Genomic DNA, 22,943 nt, shown 5'->3' with positions numbered 1-22,943 from the left:
CTTCACAATAGACTTGAGAGGTTAGGTCGTGTATTCGGCATTAATCTTCACATAGTCATAACTCAAATCACATCCCCAAGCTTTCCCTACGCCTGAACCATTTCCTAACTTGACTTGAATTAAAACAGTATCACTTTTGAGATATTCTCCCGCCGATGCTTGTGTCAAATACTGACTGGCTGCGGCTCGATCAAACGGTAAAGGTTGACCCTTTTCCATCAGAACAAACTCTCCCAATTGAATCCGTAGATCTTCTTGCTTAAAGTTGACCCCGGCCCGTCCGGCAGCGGCGGCAATTCTTCCCCAATTGGGATCATGGCCAAAAATTGCTGATTTCACCAGTGATGATCCGACAATCGTTTTCGCCACTTGACGAGCATCAGGTTCATCGGGAGCGCCACTGACTTGCACTTCAATCAAACAAGTCGCTCCTTCACCATCGCGAGCGATCGCTTTGGCTAAATGTTCACAAACTGCGGTGAGCATAGCTTCAAGTTGATCGGCTTCTGGCCCTTTCCCTGTAATTGCAGGAGTACGAGATTGACCATTAGCCAATGCAATCAAAGTATCGTTGGTGCTGGTATCACCATCAACGGTAATCTGATTAAAACTGCGATTAGTGGCTCGACTTAACATTTCTTGCCATAACGGGGGTGAAACGGCCGCATCACAAGTGACAAACCCTAGCATCGTCGCCATATTGGGATGAATCATTCCAGACCCTTTAGAAATTCCCCCAATCCGAACAGGGCGATCGCCAAACGTTGTTTCTAAAGCAATGGATTTTGTGACTAAATCGGTGGTAATAATGGCACGGGATGCGGCTTCTCCTCCCGACTCTGAAGCTTGTGCCACTAACTGCGGAATAGCGGCTTTGAGGGCATCCATTTTTATGCGTTGACCGATTACCCCTGTCGAAGCCAGTAAGACCGATTCTGGTGCGATATTCAAGGCCTTAGCTAAGACTTCGGAGCTTTCGACGGCATCGAGCCAACCCTGTTCTCCGGTCGCCGCATTTGCCTGTCCCGCATTACATAAAATCGCCCTCGCACTAGATCGAGCTTGTAGTTGTTGACGACAATAATCGACACAGGCTGCTCGGACTTGCGAGGTTGTAAAGACTCCGGCGGCGATCGCATCGACATCTGACAAGATTAATGCCAAATCGGGTGCGCCCGATGGTTTTAATCCCGCAACGATACCGGAGGCTTGATATCCTCTGGGTGCGGTTATACCCCCTGAAATCTCAGTCCAATCTGACATGATTTACCCTCCCCCCTGTCACTTTCTACAGAGGTAATTAGCGTTTCAAGCCCTTTATTGTAACCTACCTCTGCCTAAAGGCAATAGGCTTTTAGTCGCCCTTTGGAAGTTGGGGAGAGGAGGAGTTGGGGAAATTTTGACCTCACGACTTTTGATCAGGAATTAGTCGGGGCAATTTATGAACTGCCCTTGTTTTCGGTGATTGAAGAATCATCTACAGCCCTAAATCGAGCTTCCACTGTTTTAATTGCCCGATATTTCCGGGGGCGCAGTCAATCACCAACAGTTGCCAACTCCCTTGAGGTGAAAGATTAAGAAACTGCCTTAAATAGGGTGTTGTTTGCAGTGAATAAGTCTTTTGTAACTGCGTTTGACGACCCAACATCCGATTTTGGAGTAACACTTTCTCCCCATTCGGTGCTACCAACCACACCTCAAGATCTCCCAAAAAGCTATGTTCGATTTCTAAGGTGACTTGAATATCTTGCAGGGGAGAGGTTTCAGAAATGACGATCGAGCTTTTAATGCCTTGAGGCTGATCATCGGGAATTTCCAGGGTTCGATTATTGGTTTCGACCAGACGCCGAGAAGGTTTTTGAAAAGTTACTCGTTGACTTTGTGCCATTCTCACGGCTTGATAAGCATTCACTTTACCATAGCCAAACCACTGAGAATAACCATTTCGATCATAACTTCCCAGACGAACCCCTAATTGTGGATCGGGGTCAGGATCAATCACTTTATCGGCTGTTTGTTCGAGAATGCGTCGGACTTCTTGAGCGGTGAGATCGGGGTTCGCGGACAAGACTAAAGCCGCCACTCCAGCGACAACAGGCGTAGCACTAGAAGTTCCCCCAAAATAGGGGGTAAAATCTGATTGGTCATAACCTGCGGCACCCATGCGATCGGTGGTAAACACTCCTAACCCTTGCAAAGAAGTCCGAATGGTCGGGGGAGTACCAATGTATCCGGTTTCGGGTAGCCACATTCCGGGAGGGGCGTTATTACTGGGCGCACAGACAGAAATTCCGGTTCCCCAGTTACTATAAGCTGACTTTTTATTAAGACTATTACAAGCTGAAACTGCAATCACATCAGGGTGAACTGCAAATCCGGCTAACCATTTAACCTGACCTTTAATCACATCATTTGGCCAGCCTTGTTCATTAAGAAGACCATTAATCGGACGGTTAGCGTTTCCTGCCGCGAAGATAATCACACACCCTTTACCCTTGCGCCCTTGTTTAGCGGCTTTGGTCATTGCAGCACTTTGTCGCAGGGATAGGGGAAAATAGACAGCACTTGCCCCCCAACTACAGGAAACCACCGACGCACCTCTTTGAATCGCCCAGTTAAAAATTTGTTCAACAGATTCATCATCAAGATAACCCGTTGTCCGAATTGCCATTAATGCACAACCGGGCGCAACCCCCACAACTCCGCGACCATTTTCTTCGGCGAGGGCGACTCCAGCACAAGCTGTACCATGATTATCAGAGGCGGCCTCCGGCATGGGAAGCAGATCACGGCCTTTCAAGTCGAGGGGGGCGACAATTTTACCCATGCCTTGAAAGTCGGGATGATTTAAGTCTACAGAATCATCAGCGATCGCAATCACGATAGATCTCACGCCTCGGGTAATATCCCAAGCTTGTTCGACACCAATATGAGAGTTAACGCCGAGTTGGGAAGAACCGCCATTATGATTGAGATACCATTGTTTGGTGTAGAGCGAATCGCCTGGGCGATAGTAGGATTGAGAACGGACGATAATATTGGGTTCAGCGATTAAAACTTCCGGATTCCACTTGAGATAATTAGAAATCTTGATTGGATTTTCACTCGCTTTGGAAGTGACTCGATAAACAAAAGCGTTATTCACTCCGTCTACTGGTTTGAGGTATTCTAAGCCGACAGCAGAGGCGATTGAGTTGCGTTTCGCCTCCTCTACAGACTCATCAAATTGAATCGTCACTTGATCGCTGAGGTAAAAGACCATACCCGGATCGTTGTCTACTCGGTAGACATGACTGGCAAAGGCGACTTTATCGGACTGTCGCACCAGTTCCATGGCTTGATCAAGTTGATCGGGGGCGACTTCGATTTCTTCTAGTTCCGGGAGAGTGTTGCTGGTATAAACCATCGGAATTGCGCCTCGTGAGAAATCCTCTAAGACTCGTCCATCCATAGACAGTTGCACGGTGAAGCGATTGGGCAGTTTCTCAACGCTCAGTTCTTCGCCTCCTCGCTGTAAAATCGAACCGATCTTTTCTTCTGAAACTCCTATGCCTTGGTGTTCTCGGGTGCTGATATTCAATGAGTTCTCCGGTGATGTCATAATGAAGTAACCTTTTTTAAACCTAAATTCTCATTCACCACCTAGACTGATGGAATCTGGATGGTTAGCGGTTGGCGTTGGAGAAAATCCGGAGCCACTCAAAACTATAACTTGTGCGGGTTGAGCGTAGACAATCTAAAAAAATCTTAAAATGGGAAGCTAAAATGATAAAATTCTTTAAACTTATTCACTTGCCGTTGCGCGATCGCGCTCACTCAGCCATGGAATCTTCCGCAACTGTCTACCCTCTCCGCTTTACAGCCCATTGGTCTGTTTGGGTTTGGGCGATCGGGATGATGTTGATGCCGATCAATGTTCTGGCTCAGGAGTCTCTGCCAGAAAACCTAGATGAGAGTTCAACGATGGATGAATCTGTCGAATTTTCTAATCCGGTTTCAGGTGAAGGAGTTCAGCCCATGGACCCCAATGAGATGCGTCCTCTGGCATTAGAGGATAGTTTTCTGAGTATACAGGGTGGTAAGCGTTTGCTGGAAGAAGCTAGCCAAGCTGTTGCTAGAGAAAATTACACTGAAGCGGCCACCAAATTACAAGAAGCTCGTCAGGTTTTTAATCAGTTGTCTAATTTTTATCAACAGTTAGCGACTAGCTTTTCAGGAATTGATAACCGCGTTGCGGATCAACATCGTAATAATGCTCGACAGACGGCTCAGATGCGGGATGATGCGACTTATCAACTGGCTTTAGTGCATCGCGCTCAAAATCAACCGGAACTTGCAGTGCCTTTGTTGATTCAAATTATTCGTTCTCAAGCCCCGACTCGGGACTTAGGGAAGAAGGCTTATCAGCAGTTGTTGGAGTTGGGATTTGTGGATTCTCCTCTACCCGGAGGTGAACCGACTGAACAATCGACGTCTTCTGCTCAGTAATTTTTAGATAAAATAAAGCATACGGTCGTCTATTGAGAAAGTGTATGCTCACTTTAGGTCAGGTCGAGGCAATGATTCAATCGAAATTGCCAGGTTCTATGGTTCAGGTTCAAGATTTGACAGGAGGTGGCGATCACCTTCAGGCGGTTGTGGTTTCTTCTGAGTTTGAGGGAAAAACGCTGGTTAAACAGCATCAAATGGTTTATAGTGCAGTGAAAGAGGCGATGGATACAGAAGTGATCCATGCTCTGGCCTTAAAAACCTACACTCCCTCAGAGTGGGAAAAAGCTAACCAAGTCGCTTAATTAATATCTAACAGTGATCTGAGCGGTTAGGTATTGAGGAGAAAGAATCCCTAACCCAAGTGTCTTAATTTTCTTTCTCAAAAACGATTGCTCTCAGCTACTTCAGGAAAAACAATGACTCCAGAACTACAAGCTAGAATTGACAACATGGTCAATAGCCAGAAAATTTTCGTGTTTATCAAAGGCACTAAGTTGATGCCCATGTGTGGCTTCTCTAACAATGTTGTGGGGATTTTAAATAGCTTAGGTGTTCCCTTTGAAACTTGTGATGTCTTAGAAGATCCTGATATTCGTCAAGGAATCAAAGAATACTCAAGTTGGCCCACGATTCCCCAAGTTTATATCAATGGTGAATTTGTGGGTGGATCTGATGTGGTGATCGAACTGTATCAAAAGGGCGAGTTACAACAAATGGTTGAGGTGGCTCTCGCATCATAAGACTAGCTAAAAGGCTGTTTTCACATTTTAGGCACGCCTTTACCTTCTGAGCCGACTCCCGCCCTTCAAGAGTCGGCTTCACTGAGTCTGAGATCATCGAAAAATCCTCAGACTCATGCTAGCCTGGCTAATAGTAGTCAACTTCAGGCTGAACCATCGGCATCGCCATCTCAAAGTTAGAGGGGTCATTGAGATATCGAAACGTTTCTTCCTCTAAACGATGTACTAAATGGGGTTCTAAGACGCTGGAATGTCTCAGAGCCGCTAAATAACCATCGATATACATTCTTAAATCATCATAGCGATAACCACGATTCCACATTTCGACTAGGGAGTCGGTCAGCTTTTGATAGTGGCGAATAGTAGGAGCGTCTTGCAGCATAGTTACCAATGTATTTAGAGTGTGGGCAGAAAGTCAATGATAGGACTGGACGATTTAACGGGAGATTTTCCTCATTTTGGGCCAATTTCCTGCATCCAAGCCTTTTAGATTTTAGATTTTAGCTCAATCTTCTCAGTATCGGGGGAATTACCCTTAAATATGAAGCTCTTGAATGGATTTATGTCCTCGACACCGAAGCATCAACCCTGAGCTTCGTCAATCTCAATAGGAGAGTTGTGCTATAAGCTACGCTAGTCAGTTCAACTCTACTTGTATCACTCCAATAATCAGTGTCAAAGGCAGAACACTCGATAGATGCGAGTTAAGTTAGGCTTTAAAAGGGTTCACAACTAGATGATTTAAAGGACAGGTTAACCGACTCCGGTTGATTGAGTCTTTCTATTGTGATCATAACCTGTCTGTCAAGAGTCTGATTCTGACTCAATGGGTTGAGATCCGAATAATGTTATTTACGCGACATAAAATACAGAAAGTTCCCAGATAAATAAGAACTTGATTGAGGGTAACATCGGTTACAAAATATATCGGATTGGCTCTGTTAACCTGTAATCCAATAATAATAAGGATAACTAAACACTCGTGGGATCTGTTTGCATTTCTATTATTGAAGGAAATCCTCATTTAAGATCACTGTTGGGTTGGCATTTACAACAAGTTGGCTACTCCGTTTGGCAGTCAGCCGATTTTCACCATGCCAGAGAGATATTCCATACTCATCAACCCAATTTGGTCATTCTCGATGTTGAATTGCCTGGGGGAAACGCTTTAGAATTTTGTCGTTGGCTCCGACAGCAACAGTCATTGATTTTAATGCTGTCTTCTCGGAAAACAGAAGCCGATATTGTCCGAGGTTTGAAAGCGGGGGCTGATGATTATTTAACAAAACCTTTTGGAATGCAAGAGTTTTTAGCTCGGACTGAAGCTCTGATGCGACGCACTCATACTGCTGCTCCCCCTGCAAGTTTAGACTATGGCATTCTCAAAATTGATTTAGTGCAGCGTCGGGTAAGACTACGCGGACAACTGATTGAATTAACCCCTCAAGAATATAGCTTACTGTATGTTTTAGCTCAAGCGGACGGAGAACCTCTGAGTCGTTCGGAACTACTGCGACGGGCTTGGCCAGACTCGATTGATAATCCACGTACCATTGATACTCACGTTTTATCATTGCGGAAAAAAGTGGAAGTAGACCCTCGCCAACCCATTCTGATTCAAACCGTAAGAAACGTCGGATATCGGCTCAATTTGGAAATGCTAAAGCCTGATTCTTGGAATCCTCGAATGAATGGCAAACCTCCGACAATACCAGTCAGAGCTAGCAGTTAATTTGAGTGGATTGAACAGTCAGTAAAATCTTAGTTAATCTTCTGATTCCCACTCCTGGATATCCTGTTGTTGAGTGATCATCAATTGCTGTTTTAAAGCTTGCCAGTCTATCTGTCGAGTTGGATAATCTTGAACTAATTTTCCTTGTAATAAATACCATAATCGATTTCCCCAGTCTTGAATTAGATCGAGGTGATGAGTCGCAAAAATTACGGTCATCCCATCGCTGCTTAATGTTTGTAAAATGTTGAGTATCTTTTTCTGACTAGCAACATCTAACGCCGTTATTGGTTCATCCAGTAATAAAATTTGCGGTTGAATCACTAATGCTCGGGCGATTGCTATTTTTTGGCGTTGTCCCGTTGATAGTTGCACTTCTGTTCGATTTAACCAATCAGAGGGAATCTCTAAACGTTCTGTCCATTGGGTTAACTGTTGACTAATATCATCCTCAGATAAACCCCGCAACTGGAGAGGATAGGAAATCGCCTCTCGCACCGTCATTCCTAATAGTTTGGAGTCGGATAAAACGAAGGTGATTTGTTGTCGGAGTTGAACAACCGGAATCTGCGTGTAATTTTTTTCTTCAAAAAATATCTCCCCGTTTGAGGGACTATTTAAGCGATTCAATAACCGCAACAGTGACGTTTTTCCCGCTCCCGAAATTCCAATCAAAGCAATGCGATCGCCTCGTTGTACCTCTAGCGAAATCTCCTGCAAGATCGGCTGAAAACCAATTTTTGATTGTAAGGAGACGTTAGTTAACCGCAGTTGGGGATTTGAGGGAGGGTTAGAACTCAAGTTAGTGGCTATAGGTTGGCTTCACTTCCAACTTTAGATTATCGCAAACGGGGGAAATTTTGTCGAGTTCAATCAGAAGACTGTTGAGCATGGAACGGACAACCGCTTGTGAGTTTTTGCAGAAATGCACTATTATCAAAAAAATGTTCTAAAGAAACGATTTTTAAATCATCCGTCACCCGAGCAATACTCATCCCGACAATTTCTAGCATTTCTCCGGTGGGTGCGTGGTCTTTGAACGGGCCGTTAAAGGTTCCCCAATGGCGCCACTTAAAGGTAACATTCGGAGGCCCTGCTAAGACTTCTGTGACTTCCCAAAGAAAACCATTTGGAAAGGCTTTATGAAATACTTGAAAAGAAGATTCAAAGCTTTCTGCTGCTGAACTGTAATGCTCAGTTTCTCCCATGAATAAATTATAAGTTCCGGCTCGGGAAACGTCTTCTGCGGTGTATTCTGGCCCGCCGTTGGCTCTCATTCTAAACTGATCTTGAACAATTGATAACCACTGTTGAGGGTTAACTTTATTTGTGGCTTCTAACTCAAAAGTTCGGACTAAGTTTTCCGCAATTGCAGCTAAAGATCCTTGTTGATGATTGTATTGACTTTCTTTGTAGAGATATTGATTGGTATGAGAATAGTCTGGTCGTTCTCCGCCTCGCCATTCAACTCCGGTATCGTTAGCAATTACGGTTTCTCGGTCATTAACCCACAGGGGAAGATCGGAAGATTGGTTAGAACTCATGGAATCGGTTAATTCTTTTTTAGTCAAAACGTCTTTCCTATTTTGCTCAATATATCCTGTAAGTTTTAGTTAAAATTATCACAATTTTAGGTTAAAATAATGTTTTACAGTGACCAAAAATTTCTCCATAGTCAGGATGACAGTCAGAGCGCAATCCTTGCACCCCTACAGATGCACAAAATAGAAAAATTATGAGCCTTATTTCAATCTACATTGGGTTAATGCACAAAACCCAATAACACTTAATAATTTATAGATTGTTGCTTTAAACTTTACTAGGGCTGTCTTCAGTTAATCTACAGCCTCTTGAACGCATGAAGTGGGGAAAATTTTAAACTCGGATATCCATACTGTCGTTGCCACTAAGAAGGTAAAACCTAGTTATCAGTCTACTGATATAGACTTAACTTTCTGAGTCACAACCCTTACGGACAGCAGAGTTTAAAATTAACATTTTAAATATACAGGATTAAGCCAAAGGTTGTCAAGATCTTTTTTTAGATGTACTCAAGACTCTATTTTTTCTAAGGCTGCAATCAAAATTTCTGCTAAATTCTCCGTCAACACCTTGAAAATTGGCTTCAGCTTCCAATCTTGCACTTTACGAGGAACCAGAAATCCATGAGTTGTACAATTTCTAAAAGCTTTAGCGAGAAAGAACGCATCTTCCCAGGTCTGAATGGGACGAGACTTAAGCATCCAATCTTTGAGCGCGTGTATATCCTTGGATCTCAAGCCTAGAAATTTTGCAATTGATTCTTCTTCTTTACTTAACCACTTTTCCAAACTTTTACTACTATCAGAAGCAGGGGGATTTAATGGGGAATAATTGGGAAGATTAGATTGACATTTATTAATTAGCGATTTAAAATCCTCGACGTTGAGTTGACCTTCTAATTTATTAATCAATCCTTTTGTTGAAATCTCAAATCCACTGTAAGCGATTACCAATCGCCATTGAATTCCTCTGGCTTTACCTGTGAAATTTCTCTCTGAACCAATGGCTGGATGTTCCCAATCAATTGCGGCTTGGGTAAGATTGACACCCCGACTGAGAACTTTATAGACTAGATCAATATGTTCAGATGTTTTTTCGTGTTCGGGGTTTAAGTTAGACAACTTTTCTTGAATTTTATGACATTTATCATCATCATTCCACCAAGAGTCATTCGGTAGAAAAATATTATCAACATTTCCCCAAACTGTTTTCAGCTTATCCTGAATTGATGGCATTTCTGACATAATCTTCTCTTGAAAAGTGTTGAATTTTTGGTGTCAGTTGCAGAACTCCCCCAATTATACACTTTAAGCGATCGCCGAACTGTAGCGATCGCCTTTCCTTGTCGGTTGGGGTTGATATCAGGAAACCCAACAGATTTCAACACAATGATTAAACGAATGGCGATCGCATAACTATAACAAAGTGTGAGTTGAAAATTCGTTGATTAATAAAGCTCAAGACAATCTAAAATAGAATTATCGAGTAATTCTTGAATAGCGTCTGCACCAGAGCGAAGAATTGCTTCTACATTGTTTGTCTGTGTATTCCCACACCGCAGCCAAATTACCTTTGGTGGTGAACCGTAAAGACGACTTCTTTCTGCAAAGTCAGCATCCTGAGTCACAATACAAAATCCTTGAATCTTAGCAAATTCCCAAATTTCGCTATCATCTGCATCTGTAAGGTTGTGAAACTGAACGTGACTCGCATCTGGAAAAAGATCAGCTAGTCGGTTTACTAATTTACGACTCAGATTTTGATCAAAAAGTAGTTTCAACTTTCACCAACTACTGCAATTAAACGATGTTCACGATCAGCAGCAAATTCAAGACAAGCCCTAATATCTTCCTCTGTTAACTCTGGGAAGTCATCTAAAATTTCTGCATGAGACATACCTGCGGCTAACCAGCCCAAAACATCATAAACGGTAATTCGCATTTGTCTGATACAGGGCTTTCCACCTCGTTTACCTGGCTGGATAGTAATGATATGGCGATAGCTCATGGCAGTTAGTTTAACATTTCTAGAATCAGTTTAACCTAGCTTCTTGTGTTTGTAGTGTTCTGGTCTAGTGCGATCGCCTTTCCTTATCGCTTGGGTTGACATCAAGAAACTCCAACCTATTGTTCTAATGTCCATACAATAATTAAACGAATAGCGATCGCACTTTTTGAGTTGTGCGATCGCCAAAACTAAAATTACTGTTTATTAGTCCCCGTTTGTTGTTAAGGAAGACCAACAGAAAAGGCAGTTGTAACTGTCCAAATATCAACCAAAAACAAGAGCAACGTAAACCCAAATAGGATAAAATACATCCAAGGTTGAGCGAGAGGGCGAACATCGGTTGTATCAATTCCTGTTTTTTGCTGTACAATTCTGACCAGTTGAGCAAACCCAGCAATTCGCATTGGGAGTAAATACCCCTGTCCAGACTGACTGAGAAAATAATAAACCAGTCCTCCTTGTCCTGTTGTGCGGGGTTTGAGTGCTTTGACTTCATTCCAAGGTAAAGACCAACCTTTACGAAAAACAGGCTTAACCCAACGAGGATAAGTCACCTGAATTTGTTGGTCATCAACGATGACTTGTTCAGTCATTGCGGCATAAACAATAATCGCGCCTAAACTAATTCCGATCCACAATACGTTAGGAGATACAGGTGCATCGACCGCTTGAGATAAGAAAGGCAAAGGCAACATTAATGCTGTATACAACCCCAGTAGGGTGATCCGAATAATCGGAGAAATATGAAAAACAACATTCAGAGATGGGGATGAATGGCGTGAATCTGATGAAACAACAGCGTTAGATTCCATGTGTCATTAGATTTAATCCTTTACTCTACACGATAATCCATTTTTCGTTTCTTCAATCCCCTGCTCTCCTTGTTCCATAATTTATGACACCCCGCACTTCTCAAGGAAAAATATAAGTTAGTCCGTTGGAAGTGCAAGGAGTGTCAAAGATGATTTCAAGGTTATTGTGTTAAAAGTGGAACTTTTTAGCTAGATAGGAGATTTTAAAAAAGGTTTTTGTTCCGAATCTAGTCAACAGCAGTTAAAGCGGGTGTTGCTAAAGACTCAGGAACAGGTTGACGCGTTTGCGACATTACTCGCTGATGATAAGCTTGCGCGGCTTGAGAGGGATGAGTATCTTCTGTCGGAACGCTACTCGGAGCATTTTGATCAATCTGAAGACGAGTGCAAGGAATCCGATCTGACAGAATAGCACTGGCCATACTGCCGGTGTGAATTTCTAACAGAGCCTCTGATAAAGCCTCAAACAATAAACGCTGTCCCGGAAATACGACTCGCTCAAAATACCAATTGGCAATGTTGCTAATACGAGCGATTTGGATTTGGCTGGTTGCATTAACGTAGCAACAAAGAATCTGACTAGAGACGTTAGATGGTAGGGGATCAAGAATTTGAGCCATGACTGCTAAGGAGCTTTGGTGTACAAGTTGTAGGACTTATTGCCAAGCTAACACTTGCTGATCCCTGTTAGTTGTAAACGCGACTACCAATCCGTTTTCATACTCATTCGTAAATCGCGGATTTCTGATAAAATTCAAGGGTTTTGCCTGTCTTTGGGGGAAATTACCCAATCTTGTGGGTAATGCTTTAAAATCAAGACAGACGCGAGTAAATCCCCTCTTAGCATCTCCGTAACTCATCTTTAGAAAGTTTTAAAGATTTTCATAATCACCCCTCCTAAAATCAAAAAATTCCAGTATATTGTTAAGTTATATAAATAAAACGCCGTTAAAGCTTGTCGTTAGACTGTCGTTAGAGTAAAGATCCTTTCGCAAAATTATGGACAACAAAATCCTTTACGTTCGCCTCCCTTGTAATCCCATCTTTCCCATTGGAGTGGTTTACCTGGCTGATCATGTTCACAAGCTGTTTCCCGACGTACAGCAGCGAATCTTTGATTTAGGCGCGATTCCTCCCTTAGACTACCGTTCAGCCTTAGATGCTTGTGTAGATGAGTTTAAACCCACATTATTAGTATTTTCGTGGCGAGATATTCAAATTTACGCACCCGTAGGTGGACGCGGCGGAAATCCCCTGCAAAATGCCTTTGAATTTTACTACGCTAAAAATCCCCTGACAAAACTCCGAGGGGCCTTAGGGGGGCTACGGTTAGCCGCTTCCTACTATACTGAACTCTGGCGCAACCAGGGTTTAATTAAGCGAGGACTCAAACGCGCCCAAACCTATAACCCTCAAGCTAGTGTTGTTGTCGGTGGAGGAGCAGTCAGCGTCTTTTACGAACAATTGGGGCGCAGTCTTCCGACTGGGACTATTGTTTCGGTGGGAGAGGGTGAAACGTTACTTGAAAAGCTATTACGGGGACAAAGTTTAAGTGATGAACGCTGTTATGTTGTTGGACAAACAACGCCTCGCGATCGCATGATACACGAAAAGCCAACTCCGTTAGAAAAAACCGCCTGCAATTACAATTACATCGAAAGTATTTGGCCCGAGTTTGAATATTATTTCCAAGACCAAGATTTTTATATTGGAGTGCAAACCAAGCGGGGCTGTCCTCACAATTGCTGCTATTGTGTTTATACGGTGATTGAAGGGAAACAAGTCCGAATTAATCCCGCAGATGAAGTTGTCGCGGAAATGAAGCAACTTTACGATCGCGGAATTCGCAATTTTTGGTTTACGGATGCTCAATTTATCCCGGCTCGTCGGTTTATTAATGATGCGGTGGAACTGTTACAAAAAGTTCTCGATGCGGGGATGGATGATATTCACTGGGCGGCTTATATTCGGGCGGATAATTTAACTCCCGAGTTGTGCGATTTGATGGTCAAAACCGGGATGAATTATTTTGAAATAGGCATTACGAGCGGTTCTCAAGAATTGGTTCGGAAAATGCGAATGGGGTATAATTTGCGGGTGGTTTTGGAAAATTGCCGGGATTTAAAAGCCGCAGGGTTTAACGATTTAGTTTCGGTGAATTATTCGTTTAATGTGATTGATGAAACTTTTGAAACTATTCGCCAAACATTAGCCTATCACCGGGAATTAGAAAAGATTTTCGGGGCGGATAAAGTCGAACCTGCGATTTTCTTTATTGGGTTACAACCGCACACCCATTTAGAAGAATATGCCTTTGAAAAGGATATGCTTAATCCCGATTATAATCCCATGAGTTTAATGCCTTGGACGGCGAGAAAGCTGTTATGGAATCCCGAACCGTTGGGGTCGTTTTTTGGAGAAGTTTGTCTGGAAGCTTGGCAACGAAATCCCTACGATTTTGGCCGAGAAGTGATGAATATTCTCGAAGAAAGGTTGGGTTGTGCGCCGTTAGAAGAAGCGTTGAGTGCGCCTATTGAACCCGAAAAAACGAACAAAAAACAGCTTGTTAGTGCGAGTTAAAATTGTCGTCGGGTGTATCAGACCGAAGTGCTTGGATTGAATTTTTAAGTTGATTATCTGATGCACCCTACTCCTAATTTGAGCGATAGTAGGGGCGCAAGCAAGAGCGCCCAAAACTCCTACTGTACTGTATCATCATAAATGAGAATATCCTGGGTTTCCGACTCTACATTAAACTCAATACGACTCTGTAAAACGATTTCTTGAATAACTGCTCCCCCTTGACCCCGTTCTAAAACCGAGTTAAAACGTTCTATTAATTCGGGGATATTTATTACTTCTTCTATACATTCTAAATATCTGCTGACAATCGCTTTAATATTATATCTTGCTCTAGCTTGTTCTTCAACTTTAACTAAAATTTCTTCTGTTCTCTGGTCAGTTTTAACAACAAAAGTAATCGGATATCTCTGCACCTTATCAATATCTAAGAAATATTTTCCAGCGTCAATTGTTTCTGTGACTTGGAAGAATCGACCGAGAGGTTTCATAACAAAATCTATACCCCCATCATTTGCGTTGGTACGACCCGTTTTATACAAAATCAAATATTCAGCATTGAGTTCATCAAGAGACCATCCCCAATATATTTTTTGATCTCCGTAATACTCTTTTAAAATTGCATAGCTGACTATTTCAAAAACTCTTGCATCTATATTTGGTCTTAACAAACTCCGAATAAATTCAATTGCTCGTAAAGGATCTTGTTGTTGAATATCTATCATTTGTTGACAATAGATCATAAACTCGTTAAATGCTTGTCTGCGTGCGGTAACATAAGCATTAATAATGTCTATAATCGCCTCAGCAATATTGATTTGATTGCCGTCAATATATATTTTGATCAGATTTTCGTTAATCCAATATCGATTCGTTTTGGCATCTCTAATTATAGGTACATAAGATAAGGTAGGGAAATATTTTTTAAATTCTTGATTGAGTCGATGATTTAGTGCATGATTTTGTAGCTTGTTGCCAAACGGAAGTTCTCTTTGTCTGCGAAAAAGTTGGATAAACTGAGCGCCTTCATACTCATCATATCCACCCTTAATGTGAAACTCATTATTAAGATAGTCTTCAACTAAAACATAGATAGCGTAATGATTTGCGAATCCTGCTCGTGATTTAGATCCTCGATTTGCAGCTTTGGTTTTAATATTGAGATATTGCAATAACTCACTAGAGTTTAAAACTATATCTCCCCGGTTTGGAAAGTAATAATTTAAAATTTCAAGAATCCGTTTGGTAAATTCATGCTGTACTATCGGCATCGAAAAGGCTCTTTTGTATAAAGTTTTTTTCTTGGCTCTTTTTATTTTTTGGGGTATGATTTTTAGAGGGAGGTAATAACTTTTCTCCTTTGTATTCTTTCCATCCTAGAACCCGTCTCAGACCAATTTTTAGGTATTCTTCTTGGGATTCTATGCTGGTAGAAATCCGCCCCAAGCGTTTGGCTACCGCAGCAGATGTAAAAGTTCCTGCAAAGGGATCGAGTACCAAGCTATTTTGATTGCTACTGGCAAGAATAATCCTTTCTAGCAATGCTTCGGGTTTTTGTGAAGGATGATTTTCATATTCTTCCATTCGATAGCGAACACGGGGGAAATACCAGACATTACCGGGTACTTTTTCTGTATTGTATTGGCAGGGAACGGATTTTCTGTAATCAATCAATTTTCGTTGGGCGCCTGTTTTGGCTTCTATTTTAATATCATCTGAATTAAAAATATAATTATTCTTGTCTTTAACACAGTGAAGTATGGGTTCATACATCGATCCGAAGTATTTTTTGGCTTGAACTCCAGAACTATCATAATGCCAAACAATGCGGCTCAAAATTACCGTTTTTTGCCTTAAATAAAGGTCAAAGTAGGGCATTGCTTGAGTGCTTGTCATAACATATAATGTGCCGTTCGGCTTCAATACCCGAAGGCATTGATCTAGCATTTTGTAAGCCCAATTTGCATACTTTTCTTCGGATTCCCATTTGTCGTAGAAATTTGAAAAACGCTTTCCAATGTTGTAAGGAGGATCGAGAAAAATCAGATCTACTGAATTAGAAGAAATCTCATCAGACAAAATCTGAAGGGCGTCCCCATGAAATAGAGTATGTTGATCATCTGCATATCGTTCAAACATTAGTATTTATTGACAAAAGCTGTGCGGAACTACCATTAACTTTACATATTTTACACTGTTCGGCGTGTATCCGGTAGGGTGGGTGAAAGTCGAGAATTTACATGAGAATTAACACATCTTTGATCTCACCCACCCGACAATCAATTGAACTCTCAAAACTGATGATAAACTAGATGAGCTATGATTAGGATGAACCCTATTTTAATCATACCATGAGTATCAATCTCACCTCTGACCAAGAACAATTTATTCAAAGCAAGCTGAAATCGGGGAAATATCAAACCTCTGAAGAAGTTGTTTCAAAGGCGTTGCGACTGCTGGAGGTTTGGGAACAGGCTGAGGCTGAATGGATCGAAGACGTGGGAACGAAAATTGATGCTGCGATATCCGCTTCTGAGGAAACCCCACCCCTTGATGGAGAAACTTTTATCAATGAAATTTTAGAACGGTTTAATCCAGCCAATTAGGATATAACTATGAGTCGCTATGTTATTAATATTTTAGCCAGCCGCGATATCAATGACATTGCGGAGTATTTTGCCAACAATAATGTTGCGGCAGGCGAGGAATTTTTTCGTGAGTTTAATCGCAGGTGTCAACAATTGGTTAATTTTCCCAATTTGGGTAAAAGCTATGCAGAAATTCGTCCCGATCTTCGAGGATTATCGTTCAAGGGTTATATCATTTTTTATCGCTTATTAGACGATGGGGTTGAAATATTGCGGGTTTTAAGTGGTCGTCGAAATTTTCCTTCCTTTTTTCAGGAATAGTTGCGAAGATTGGGGGTAAGAAAGGTTGCTTAAATTGTTTTAACCTTTATAATTTTCAGTTATTGTAGGGTGTATTAGACTGCAACCACTTGGGTTGAATTTTTTAGTTGATTATCTGATGCACCCTACTCCTAATATGTTTTTAAGTGTGGGGTTCTCCAAACAAAACAATAGAACAGGTGAGTTGTTTGATCACTTCAGATGTTACATTACTTACCCCTAAACCTCCCGCAGTTCGACGCCGCATTGAACGCAAAACAACCAAATCAAAAGATTGGGCGGCTCTGACAATGACTTTGGAAACATCATCATAAGCAACGGTTTTAATTCTCGCCTGAACTTGGGGGCCACCTTGAGTTAAAACATCCGCCATTTCTGACTCAAACTTAGTAATTTGTTCTGGGGGTGTTCCGCGATCGCAGACGTGTAAAAGGGCTATTTTCGCCTGGTTGGTATCCGCAAACATTTGAGCAAAACGCAGGGTTCTAATAGCTTCAGGTGTAATATTTTTAACAGGGACTAAAATCCGACGAATATTAATCGGTTCATCTAATAGTTTTACCATCGCCACCGGACAGTGAGAAGACCAAAATACATTGTCAACCAAACTGCCAAATAATCGCGCTCTTAAACTGGTGGTGGAATCACTCCAACCCATAACAATTAAATTGGCATTTTGTTCACGAGCCGTCCGACTAATTCCTTCGGCAATATCGTCGTCTATTCTAACTTTTGGCTTGGCTTCGACTTTAAATTCTTTGGCAACTTCTACGGCTCTTTCTAATAGCTTATCGCTTTGTTCTAGGGCGATACCTAACTGGGGTTCGTCCATGTGAACGTGGGCTTGAGTAATGGATACAGGCACAATTATTCCCGACTCGTGACGCGCCAATAACGCTCCCATTTCGATGAGATAACGTTGGGATAGGGGATTATAAATTGGAACTAAAACGGTAAAGCGATGTTTGAGTTTACACACGGTAAATTTACCGTCTGACTGTTGTATTTCGGACGGTTCAAGCGGTTCTATTCCTAACGTCCATTCTTCGGTTTGAGGTTCTAAATCTGCTTTGGGAATGGTTAAATCTCTTGCGAAACGAGCGGTTAAAACTGAGCCAAGAATTGATGTGACAAGCATCAAAACAATCACGCTGTTAAAGACTTCTTGGCTGAGAAGACCCGCATTAACTCCGACTAAAGCTGCTGCTAAAGTTGCCGCCACTTGAGGAAGGGAAAGCGACCACATGGTTAGGGCTTCATTCCAGTTATAGTTGTAGAGAAGCTTCGCTGCAAAAGCCGCCAGAAATTTACTCCCAATTAGTCCACCGACAATCGCTAAAGTTAACGGTAATTCAGTGGTTAAACTACTAATAAAAGCGGGAACATCAATCAGTAATCCCATCTGAATAAAGAAAAAGGGAATAAATAGGGTACTGCCGACAAATTCAACCTTTTCTTCGACGGGACTGTGACCCAAAACATCATTAACGGCGAGTCCGGTGAGAAACGCCCCCACAATTTTGTCAATATTGATGAATTGGGCGCCGACGGATGCCAGAAAAACCGCCAACAAAATAAACAAAAATTGGTTTCCTTCTTCGTCTCCCGTGCGGCGAAAATATTCTTTTCCGGCCCAATCTAATCCCACTAAAACTATAGTAGAATAGAGCGCTAAAGCACCGAGTTGAATAATTAATGTTGCGGCTGAAAATTCTCCGCCATAAATAGAAATACAAATGGCTAAGACCAGGAGTGCGGCGATATCAGTAAAAATTGTTGCGCCAATAGTTACGGTAACGGCTTCGTTTTTTACAACTCCTAAACGGTTAACGATGGGATATCCGAGGAGGGTATGGGAAGCCAGAAGCGAACCCGTTAAAATTGCAGCATTTAATCCAAAACCAAACAGCAAACCCACACCAGTTCCCGTGAGTAGGGGAAGAATAAAGGTGGCTAAACCAAAACCCAGAGACCGATCTTTTTTCCGTCTAAATTCTTCTAAATCAATTTCTAAACCCGCCACAAACATCAGATAAATTTTACCGATATCCGCAAAGAGTTTCATCGTTTCGGAATCCGGATTAAGTAGCTGAAAGCCGTTGGTTCCCAAAACGACTCCAGCGACTAATAATCCGACTAATCCCGGTAGTTTTAACTTCTCAAAAATGGGAGGAATGGTTAAACTAACGAGAATTAGAATTGTAAACGTAACAATTGGACTATCCGGCAGACCTTGGATAATATTTTCCATACTAATTATTCAAAATAATAGAGATCAAACAAATTTAATGAACTTATATCAGCGAAAAAACTCTGATCAATATTGTGTCTATTGAGACTCGATGATCACAGATAGAGACAGTTAAAATTCAGCAATCAAGGAACAGGCTTTAACAAGATATACTGTTCGGTGATCACTGAATTTTAATTCATGGGTAGGATGGAAAATTATTCTAAATAATCCACTAGCCTCCTGTGAAAGATAAGACCAAAAATAATTTACGGGTTCCCTTGTTACTCTACACTAGATTTGGCTGGCTGTGCAGACTGTTTGAAAGCTAACCGCAGAAAAGGCGGTGCGATAAATGTGGTTATAATCACCATGATAATGATAGCGGCTTCTAGGGGTTTATCAAGTACACCACTGGCTGAACCAATTCCCGCAAAGACCAAACCGACTTCACCCCGAGGAATCATCCCGACCCCAATTGCCAAGCGGTTAATCTGAGGCTGACCAATTACAGCCCAACCTGTAATAATTTTACCGATAATCGCAACCACAATTAAGAAAGTGGCAATAATCAGTCCTTCACGATTGGCGGGAACTGCGGGATTTAATACGCCTAAATCTGCTTTTGCTCCTACACTAACAAAGAAAATAGGAACTAAGATGTCCGCAATTGGAACAACTTGTTTATCGAGTTCTTTGCGTTTGTCGGTTTCATCGAGAACTAATCCGGCTGCAAATGCTCCTAAAATAGCTTCTAAATGAATTGCGTTGGCTAAAAATGCCATCAAGAAAGCAAAGGTAAAAGCGGGAATTACTAACTGTCCTCGGGTTTGTAAAATGTCAGCAATTGAGACAAAAGATTTATTAAAGAATTTCCCGAGTAAAATGGAACCGAGCAGAAAAGCTGTAGCACTAATAATCAGATAAACAACGTTGAGAATGTCTATCTCGCCTGTTTTTGCTAAACTAGCAACAACTGCTAAAACAATAATCCCGAGAACATCATCAATAACAGCCGCCCCAACAATAATTTGACCTTCTTTTGATTTGAGATGTCCGATTTCCGAGAGAACTTTTGAGGTAATGCCAATGCTAGTTGCGGTTAATGCAGCCCCGGCAAAAATAGCAGGAATTGCAGAAACCCCAAAGAAATACATTAGTCCTAACGTCCCGGCTGCAAAAGGTGCTACTACTCCCACAACTGCCACAACTGCCGCTTGATAACCCACACTTTGAAGTTCTCTCAGTTCGGATTCTAAACCAATTTCAAACAGTAGAATAATCACACCCAATTCAGCCAGAACCGAAACTACTTCACTTTGACTGGCAAAAATTGAGGTGACTGATTCGGGACTCAAATCACTAATGGATTGTAAAAAAGTCATCAATAAAGAGTCAGAAGCGGTTGCACCACTTTCGGGAAAAACTAACAGGTTCAATGCCGAAGTTCCGACAATCACTCCGCCGATGAGTTCACCTAAAACTGGGGGTAAATCTAAGCGTTTTGATAATTCTCCGCCTAATTTACTGGCAATATAAACAATGACTAAACTCAGGAGAACAGAAGTTAATACCAGCGGTGCCTTTTCAGCTTCTGTAGCGGTTGCAAAAATTGGAAAAGATTGGGGAATGTTCAAGTCGTGTAACATAGTTTTTCAAGACAATAGCAATCTAAATCAATTGAATCATAAATTGGTTTTCAGAACAAAGCGAGTTGATCTTTATTTTGAATTTCTTAGAAGCAAATATTGATCAACCAGCCCTTAAAATAGCTTCTCACGTTTTAGTTGTGGAGATGATTATAGATAGAAAAATTGTAAAAAGTTTGGAAGGCAGAAACAGCAGAAACTTTAAAAACTCAGTTGATGATTAATTGTTTTTTAAGTGTTGAAGAGAGTTCTACCTTCCCCAGAGTTGAGATCGATCTCAAGTAGATTAGGAAATAGCCCCGATAAGAGGGAGAATATCACGGAGTTACAAACCGGGGCTAGACAATCAAGATTTTTGCAATGTCGCAGCATCAGTAGGATTAACCGGAGGATAGCTATTCATTTCTTCGTCATAGCTTTCAGGTTCAATGATTTCACCGTTAATGCTTGCTAAAGCACGTCGCAGAGCAACAACTCGGGTTGCTACTCGATTTTCTTTGGGTAAACGATCCAAAATATTGAAGCGTTGTAGACGGGTTCTAATTTGATGTTCACTGTTTTCAGCGCCGACAATGTAAACATCAATGGATTTGTTATAAGCGCTATCGATCATTTTCTCTAACGCCAGGGTTGCAGTTACACCCAACAGAGGAACGTGATTTAAGTCAATAATAATCGCTTGATAGTTATCTAAAATCCCTTGACGTTGAGTAATAGCTTTTGCCGCACCGAAGCTCATTGGGCCGCCGAGGTCGAGTAAGAGAATCTGACCTTTGGCTTGTTTCATTAACTGTTTGGCTTCTTCATTAGACATCACTTCATCGTTGGGTGTGTCAATGGCTTTGACTTGTTCGGCTTGGATATCAGCTAAACGTTTGATCGTCAGCATATTGGCAATGAATACTCCAACACCAACCGCGACAATTAAGTCGTAGAAGACGGTGAGCAAGACCACACCATACATGATGGCAGCAGCTTTCCAGGAAAGTCTGTGAGCGCGTTTGAGGAATTTCCAGTCGATAATATCGATACCCACTTTCAGGGCAATCCCTGCAAGAACGGCGAGGGGAATACCTTGTGTCAAGGGAGCAGCAGCCAGGACGATAACTAATAAAATCAGAGCGCGAGTCAAACCGGAAACCGCAGTGCGACCCCCAGCTTGGATATTAACAACGGTTCCCATTGTTGCCCCTGCACCCGGTAAACCGCCACAAATTCCAGAGATGAGGTTTCCAAGTCCTTGACCGAGAAGTTCTTTATCGGAATTGTGTTGAGATTGAGTTAAACTATCGGCAATGACAGAAGTCAGCAGAGAGTCAATACAACCGAGCATCCCCAGAACCAAACCATCAATTAACATGGTGTTGAGTTGGTCGAGGCTGAATACGGGCAGATGTAATTGAGGTAAACCCATCGGAATTTCACCGATGCGACGAATATCTACTTCCGGGAAGAATAATAGAGAAATCAGTGTTCCGATCACTAAAGCACTTAATTGAGGCGGAACAATCTTCTTTAATTTAGCAGGAGTGAAGAAGATAATGGCAATCGCAATCACACCCAACAGGGTTTCTAACGGATTGATATTAGCTATCAAGCTGGGAATATTTTGTAGGGTTCCGACCACTCCACCTTTCGGACCGGCTTGTCCGAGCATCGGCCCTATCTGAAGAATGATCAGGATAATACCGATACCGGACATGAACCCGGAAATTACCGTGTAGGGCATCAGGGTAATATATTTACCCAGTCTCAATGCCCCAAACGCCAGCTGAAATACTCCAGCCAACATGACAACGGTAAAAGCCATTGCCATCCCCGTTTCGGGGTTATCGGCGGTGAGTTTGGCAATGACGGCCGTGAACACAACGGTCATCGGGCCTGTTGGTTCGGAAATTAGAGTCGGCGTACCTCCAAATAAGGCGGCAAAGAAACCCACCAAAACAGCGCCCCAAAGGCCAACTGCGGCTCCGTCTGGCGCACCAGAAGCGACCCCGAAAGCGAGCGCCATCGGTAGGGCGATAACTGCGGCGGTTACTCCTCCAAATATGTCACCTTTTAGATACCTGAAATTAATTTCGTTTGTAATCCTGGTAAATTGCATGGGTTAGTGAAATCTGAGTGAATGCTAAAATAGACATAGGTCTATCGGAATACTAAAATTGATTGACTAAAGTCTATGGTGAGCATACCATAAAAGTCTTAATAGAGTGCAACCTTTTTCAAATTTCATTTACCTATAGTGATTCCA

At 42.0% G+C, this 22,943-nt stretch carries 23 protein-coding genes; 8 read left to right on the top strand and 15 right to left on the bottom strand.

Going from position 1 to position 22,943, the window contains the following annotated elements; genetic code table 11:
* Window positions 1-21 precede the first annotated feature (21 nt).
* Both argJ and M595_RS09230 read right to left on the bottom strand, forming a co-directional pair.
* Window positions 22-1,263 carry a bifunctional ornithine acetyltransferase/N-acetylglutamate synthase gene (argJ, locus tag M595_RS09235; protein ID WP_023065931.1) on the bottom strand — a complete coding sequence of 414 codons (1,242 nt, stop codon included), beginning with the start codon at window positions 1,261-1,263 and terminating at the stop codon, window positions 22-24.
* Window positions 1,264-1,477: 214 nt separating this feature from the next.
* On the bottom strand, window positions 1,478-3,601 hold the full coding sequence (locus M595_RS09230; RefSeq protein WP_040483834.1) for a S8 family serine peptidase: 2,124 nt from the start codon (window positions 3,599-3,601) through the stop codon (window positions 1,478-1,480).
* 221 nt (window positions 3,602-3,822) lie between these two features.
* Here M595_RS09230 and M595_RS09225 point away from each other — a divergent pair, with 221 nt between their 5' ends.
* From M595_RS09225 to grxD, 3 genes are all read left to right on the top strand, one after another.
* A complete protein-coding gene (locus M595_RS09225) occupies window positions 3,823-4,488 on the top strand; it encodes a hypothetical protein (protein WP_023065846.1) in 666 nt (221 codons plus the stop codon).
* A 44-nt stretch (window positions 4,489-4,532) separates the two neighbouring features.
* Entirely contained in the window at window positions 4,533-4,793 is a 261-nt protein-coding gene (locus tag M595_RS09220; RefSeq protein ID WP_023065849.1) for a BolA family protein, read from the top strand.
* A gap of 114 nt (window positions 4,794-4,907) precedes the next feature.
* Entirely contained in the window at window positions 4,908-5,231 is a 324-nt protein-coding gene (gene grxD, locus M595_RS09215; protein WP_023065887.1) for a Grx4 family monothiol glutaredoxin, read from the top strand.
* 127 nt (window positions 5,232-5,358) lie between these two features.
* Here the strand turns inward: grxD and M595_RS09210 are convergent, their stop codons facing one another.
* On the bottom strand, window positions 5,359-5,613 hold the full coding sequence (locus M595_RS09210; RefSeq protein WP_023065855.1) for a DUF6761 family protein: 255 nt from the start codon (window positions 5,611-5,613) through the stop codon (window positions 5,359-5,361).
* Window positions 5,614-6,213: 600 nt separating this feature from the next.
* Here M595_RS09210 and M595_RS09205 point away from each other — a divergent pair.
* On the top strand, window positions 6,214-6,963 hold the full coding sequence (locus M595_RS09205) for a response regulator transcription factor (RefSeq protein WP_040483833.1): 750 nt from the start codon (window positions 6,214-6,216) through the stop codon (window positions 6,961-6,963).
* Between the two features lie 33 nt (window positions 6,964-6,996).
* Here M595_RS09205 and M595_RS09200 read toward each other — a convergent pair whose 3' ends face one another.
* From M595_RS09200 to M595_RS09190, 3 genes are all read right to left on the bottom strand, one after another.
* On the bottom strand, window positions 6,997-7,764 hold the full coding sequence (locus M595_RS09200) for an ABC transporter ATP-binding protein (protein WP_023065881.1): 768 nt from the start codon (window positions 7,762-7,764) through the stop codon (window positions 6,997-6,999).
* Between the two features lie 68 nt (window positions 7,765-7,832).
* A complete protein-coding gene (locus M595_RS09195) occupies window positions 7,833-8,534 on the bottom strand; it encodes an ester cyclase (RefSeq protein ID WP_238987045.1) in 702 nt (233 codons plus the stop codon).
* Between the two features lie 480 nt (window positions 8,535-9,014).
* Entirely contained in the window at window positions 9,015-9,749 is a 735-nt protein-coding gene (locus tag M595_RS09190) for a hypothetical protein (RefSeq protein WP_023065903.1), read from the bottom strand.
* Between the two features lie 30 nt (window positions 9,750-9,779).
* Between M595_RS09190 and M595_RS31080 the strand changes: the two genes are divergently transcribed.
* Window positions 9,780-9,920 carry a hypothetical protein gene (locus M595_RS31080; protein WP_161809814.1) on the top strand — a complete coding sequence of 47 codons (141 nt, stop codon included), beginning with the start codon at window positions 9,780-9,782 and terminating at the stop codon, window positions 9,918-9,920.
* Window positions 9,921-9,952: 32 nt separating this feature from the next.
* Here M595_RS31080 and M595_RS09185 read toward each other — a convergent pair whose 3' ends face one another.
* The 4 genes from M595_RS09185 to M595_RS09170 form a co-directional block, all read right to left on the bottom strand.
* Window positions 9,953-10,285: a DUF5615 family PIN-like protein gene (locus M595_RS09185; RefSeq protein ID WP_023065927.1), complete on the bottom strand. Its 333-nt coding sequence runs from the start codon at window positions 10,283-10,285 to the stop codon at window positions 9,953-9,955.
* Entirely contained in the window at window positions 10,282-10,512 is a 231-nt protein-coding gene (locus M595_RS09180; protein ID WP_040483832.1) for a DUF433 domain-containing protein, read from the bottom strand. The genes M595_RS09185 and M595_RS09180 overlap by 4 nt, the downstream gene beginning before the upstream one ends.
* Window positions 10,513-10,733: 221 nt before the next feature.
* The gene (locus M595_RS09175; RefSeq protein WP_023065919.1) at window positions 10,734-11,324 is read right to left on the bottom strand and encodes a hypothetical protein; all 591 of its coding nucleotides are present in this window, start codon (window positions 11,322-11,324) and stop codon (window positions 10,734-10,736) included.
* 227 nt (window positions 11,325-11,551) lie between these two features.
* The gene (locus M595_RS09170) at window positions 11,552-11,944 is read right to left on the bottom strand and encodes a DUF1830 domain-containing protein (protein WP_023065868.1); all 393 of its coding nucleotides are present in this window, start codon (window positions 11,942-11,944) and stop codon (window positions 11,552-11,554) included.
* Between the two features lie 379 nt (window positions 11,945-12,323).
* Here M595_RS09170 and M595_RS09160 point away from each other — a divergent pair, with 379 nt between their 5' ends.
* A complete protein-coding gene (locus M595_RS09160; protein WP_023065901.1) occupies window positions 12,324-13,904 on the top strand; it encodes a photosystem II high light acclimation radical SAM protein in 1,581 nt (526 codons plus the stop codon).
* Window positions 13,905-14,023: 119 nt separating this feature from the next.
* Here M595_RS09160 and M595_RS09155 read toward each other — a convergent pair whose 3' ends face one another.
* Both M595_RS09155 and yhdJ read right to left on the bottom strand, forming a co-directional pair.
* Window positions 14,024-15,175 (bottom strand): hypothetical protein, encoded by a 1,152-nt coding sequence (locus M595_RS09155; RefSeq protein ID WP_023065892.1) that lies wholly within the window; start codon window positions 15,173-15,175, stop codon window positions 14,024-14,026.
* Window positions 15,156-16,043: an adenine-specific DNA-methyltransferase gene (yhdJ, locus tag M595_RS09150; RefSeq protein ID WP_023065907.1), complete on the bottom strand. Its 888-nt coding sequence runs from the start codon at window positions 16,041-16,043 to the stop codon at window positions 15,156-15,158. Before yhdJ ends, M595_RS09155 begins: the two co-directional genes overlap by 20 nt.
* A gap of 212 nt (window positions 16,044-16,255) precedes the next feature.
* On the opposite strand from yhdJ, the gene M595_RS09145 reads away from it, so the two are divergent.
* Together M595_RS09145 and M595_RS09140 are read left to right on the top strand one after the other, a co-directional pair.
* A complete protein-coding gene (locus M595_RS09145; RefSeq protein WP_023065834.1) occupies window positions 16,256-16,510 on the top strand; it encodes a ribbon-helix-helix domain-containing protein in 255 nt (84 codons plus the stop codon).
* 9 nt (window positions 16,511-16,519) lie between these two features.
* Window positions 16,520-16,813, top strand: a complete 294-nt coding sequence (locus M595_RS09140; RefSeq protein WP_023065879.1) for a type II toxin-antitoxin system RelE/ParE family toxin — start codon at window positions 16,520-16,522, stop codon at window positions 16,811-16,813.
* A gap of 142 nt (window positions 16,814-16,955) precedes the next feature.
* On the opposite strand, the gene M595_RS09135 is transcribed toward M595_RS09140, so the two are convergent.
* The 3 genes from M595_RS09135 to bicA form a co-directional block, all read right to left on the bottom strand.
* A complete protein-coding gene (locus M595_RS09135) occupies window positions 16,956-19,064 on the bottom strand; it encodes a cation:proton antiporter domain-containing protein (protein ID WP_023065923.1) in 2,109 nt (702 codons plus the stop codon).
* 263 nt (window positions 19,065-19,327) lie between these two features.
* Window positions 19,328-20,692 carry a cation:proton antiporter gene (locus tag M595_RS09130; RefSeq protein WP_023065925.1) on the bottom strand — a complete coding sequence of 455 codons (1,365 nt, stop codon included), beginning with the start codon at window positions 20,690-20,692 and terminating at the stop codon, window positions 19,328-19,330.
* Between the two features lie 346 nt (window positions 20,693-21,038).
* Window positions 21,039-22,796, bottom strand: a complete 1,758-nt coding sequence (gene bicA / locus M595_RS09125) for a bicarbonate transporter BicA (RefSeq protein WP_023065844.1) — start codon at window positions 22,794-22,796, stop codon at window positions 21,039-21,041.
* Window positions 22,797-22,943: the final 147 nt, after the last annotated feature.

Origin of the sequence: Lyngbya aestuarii BL J (genome assembly GCF_000478195.2) — a bacterium.
GTDB lineage: Bacteria > Cyanobacteriota > Cyanobacteriia > Cyanobacteriales > Microcoleaceae > Capilliphycus > Capilliphycus aestuarii.
This window is presented reverse-complemented; position numbering and strand designations above follow the sequence as displayed.

Excerpts from the sequence above, each read along its gene's own strand:
- argJ (WP_023065931.1), bottom strand. The coding sequence starts at position 1,263 with ATGTCAGATTGGACTGAGATTTCAGGGGGTATAACCGCACCCAGAGGA.
- M595_RS09230 (WP_040483834.1), bottom strand. The coding sequence starts at position 3,601 with ATGACATCACCGGAGAACTCATTGAATATCAGCACCCGAGAACACCAA.
- M595_RS09225 (WP_023065846.1), top strand. The coding sequence starts at position 3,823 with ATGGAATCTTCCGCAACTGTCTACCCTCTCCGCTTTACAGCCCATTGG.
- M595_RS09220 (WP_023065849.1), top strand. The coding sequence starts at position 4,533 with ATGCTCACTTTAGGTCAGGTCGAGGCAATGATTCAATCGAAATTGCCA.
- grxD (WP_023065887.1), top strand. The coding sequence starts at position 4,908 with ATGACTCCAGAACTACAAGCTAGAATTGACAACATGGTCAATAGCCAG.
- M595_RS09210 (WP_023065855.1), bottom strand. The coding sequence starts at position 5,613 with ATGCTGCAAGACGCTCCTACTATTCGCCACTATCAAAAGCTGACCGAC.
- M595_RS09190 (WP_023065903.1), bottom strand. The coding sequence starts at position 9,749 with ATGTCAGAAATGCCATCAATTCAGGATAAGCTGAAAACAGTTTGGGGA.
- M595_RS09180 (WP_040483832.1), bottom strand. The coding sequence starts at position 10,512 with ATGAGCTATCGCCATATCATTACTATCCAGCCAGGTAAACGAGGTGGA.
- M595_RS09175 (WP_023065919.1), bottom strand. The coding sequence starts at position 11,324 with ATGGAATCTAACGCTGTTGTTTCATCAGATTCACGCCATTCATCCCCA.
- M595_RS09170 (WP_023065868.1), bottom strand. The coding sequence starts at position 11,944 with ATGGCTCAAATTCTTGATCCCCTACCATCTAACGTCTCTAGTCAGATT.
- M595_RS09160 (WP_023065901.1), top strand. The coding sequence starts at position 12,324 with ATGGACAACAAAATCCTTTACGTTCGCCTCCCTTGTAATCCCATCTTT.
- M595_RS09155 (WP_023065892.1), bottom strand. The coding sequence starts at position 15,175 with ATGCCGATAGTACAGCATGAATTTACCAAACGGATTCTTGAAATTTTA.
- yhdJ (WP_023065907.1), bottom strand. The coding sequence starts at position 16,043 with ATGTTTGAACGATATGCAGATGATCAACATACTCTATTTCATGGGGAC.
- M595_RS09145 (WP_023065834.1), top strand. The coding sequence starts at position 16,256 with ATGAGTATCAATCTCACCTCTGACCAAGAACAATTTATTCAAAGCAAG.
- M595_RS09140 (WP_023065879.1), top strand. The coding sequence starts at position 16,520 with ATGAGTCGCTATGTTATTAATATTTTAGCCAGCCGCGATATCAATGAC.
- M595_RS09135 (WP_023065923.1), bottom strand. The coding sequence starts at position 19,064 with ATGGAAAATATTATCCAAGGTCTGCCGGATAGTCCAATTGTTACGTTT.
- M595_RS09130 (WP_023065925.1), bottom strand. The coding sequence starts at position 20,692 with ATGTTACACGACTTGAACATTCCCCAATCTTTTCCAATTTTTGCAACC.
- bicA (WP_023065844.1), bottom strand. The coding sequence starts at position 22,796 with ATGCAATTTACCAGGATTACAAACGAAATTAATTTCAGGTATCTAAAA.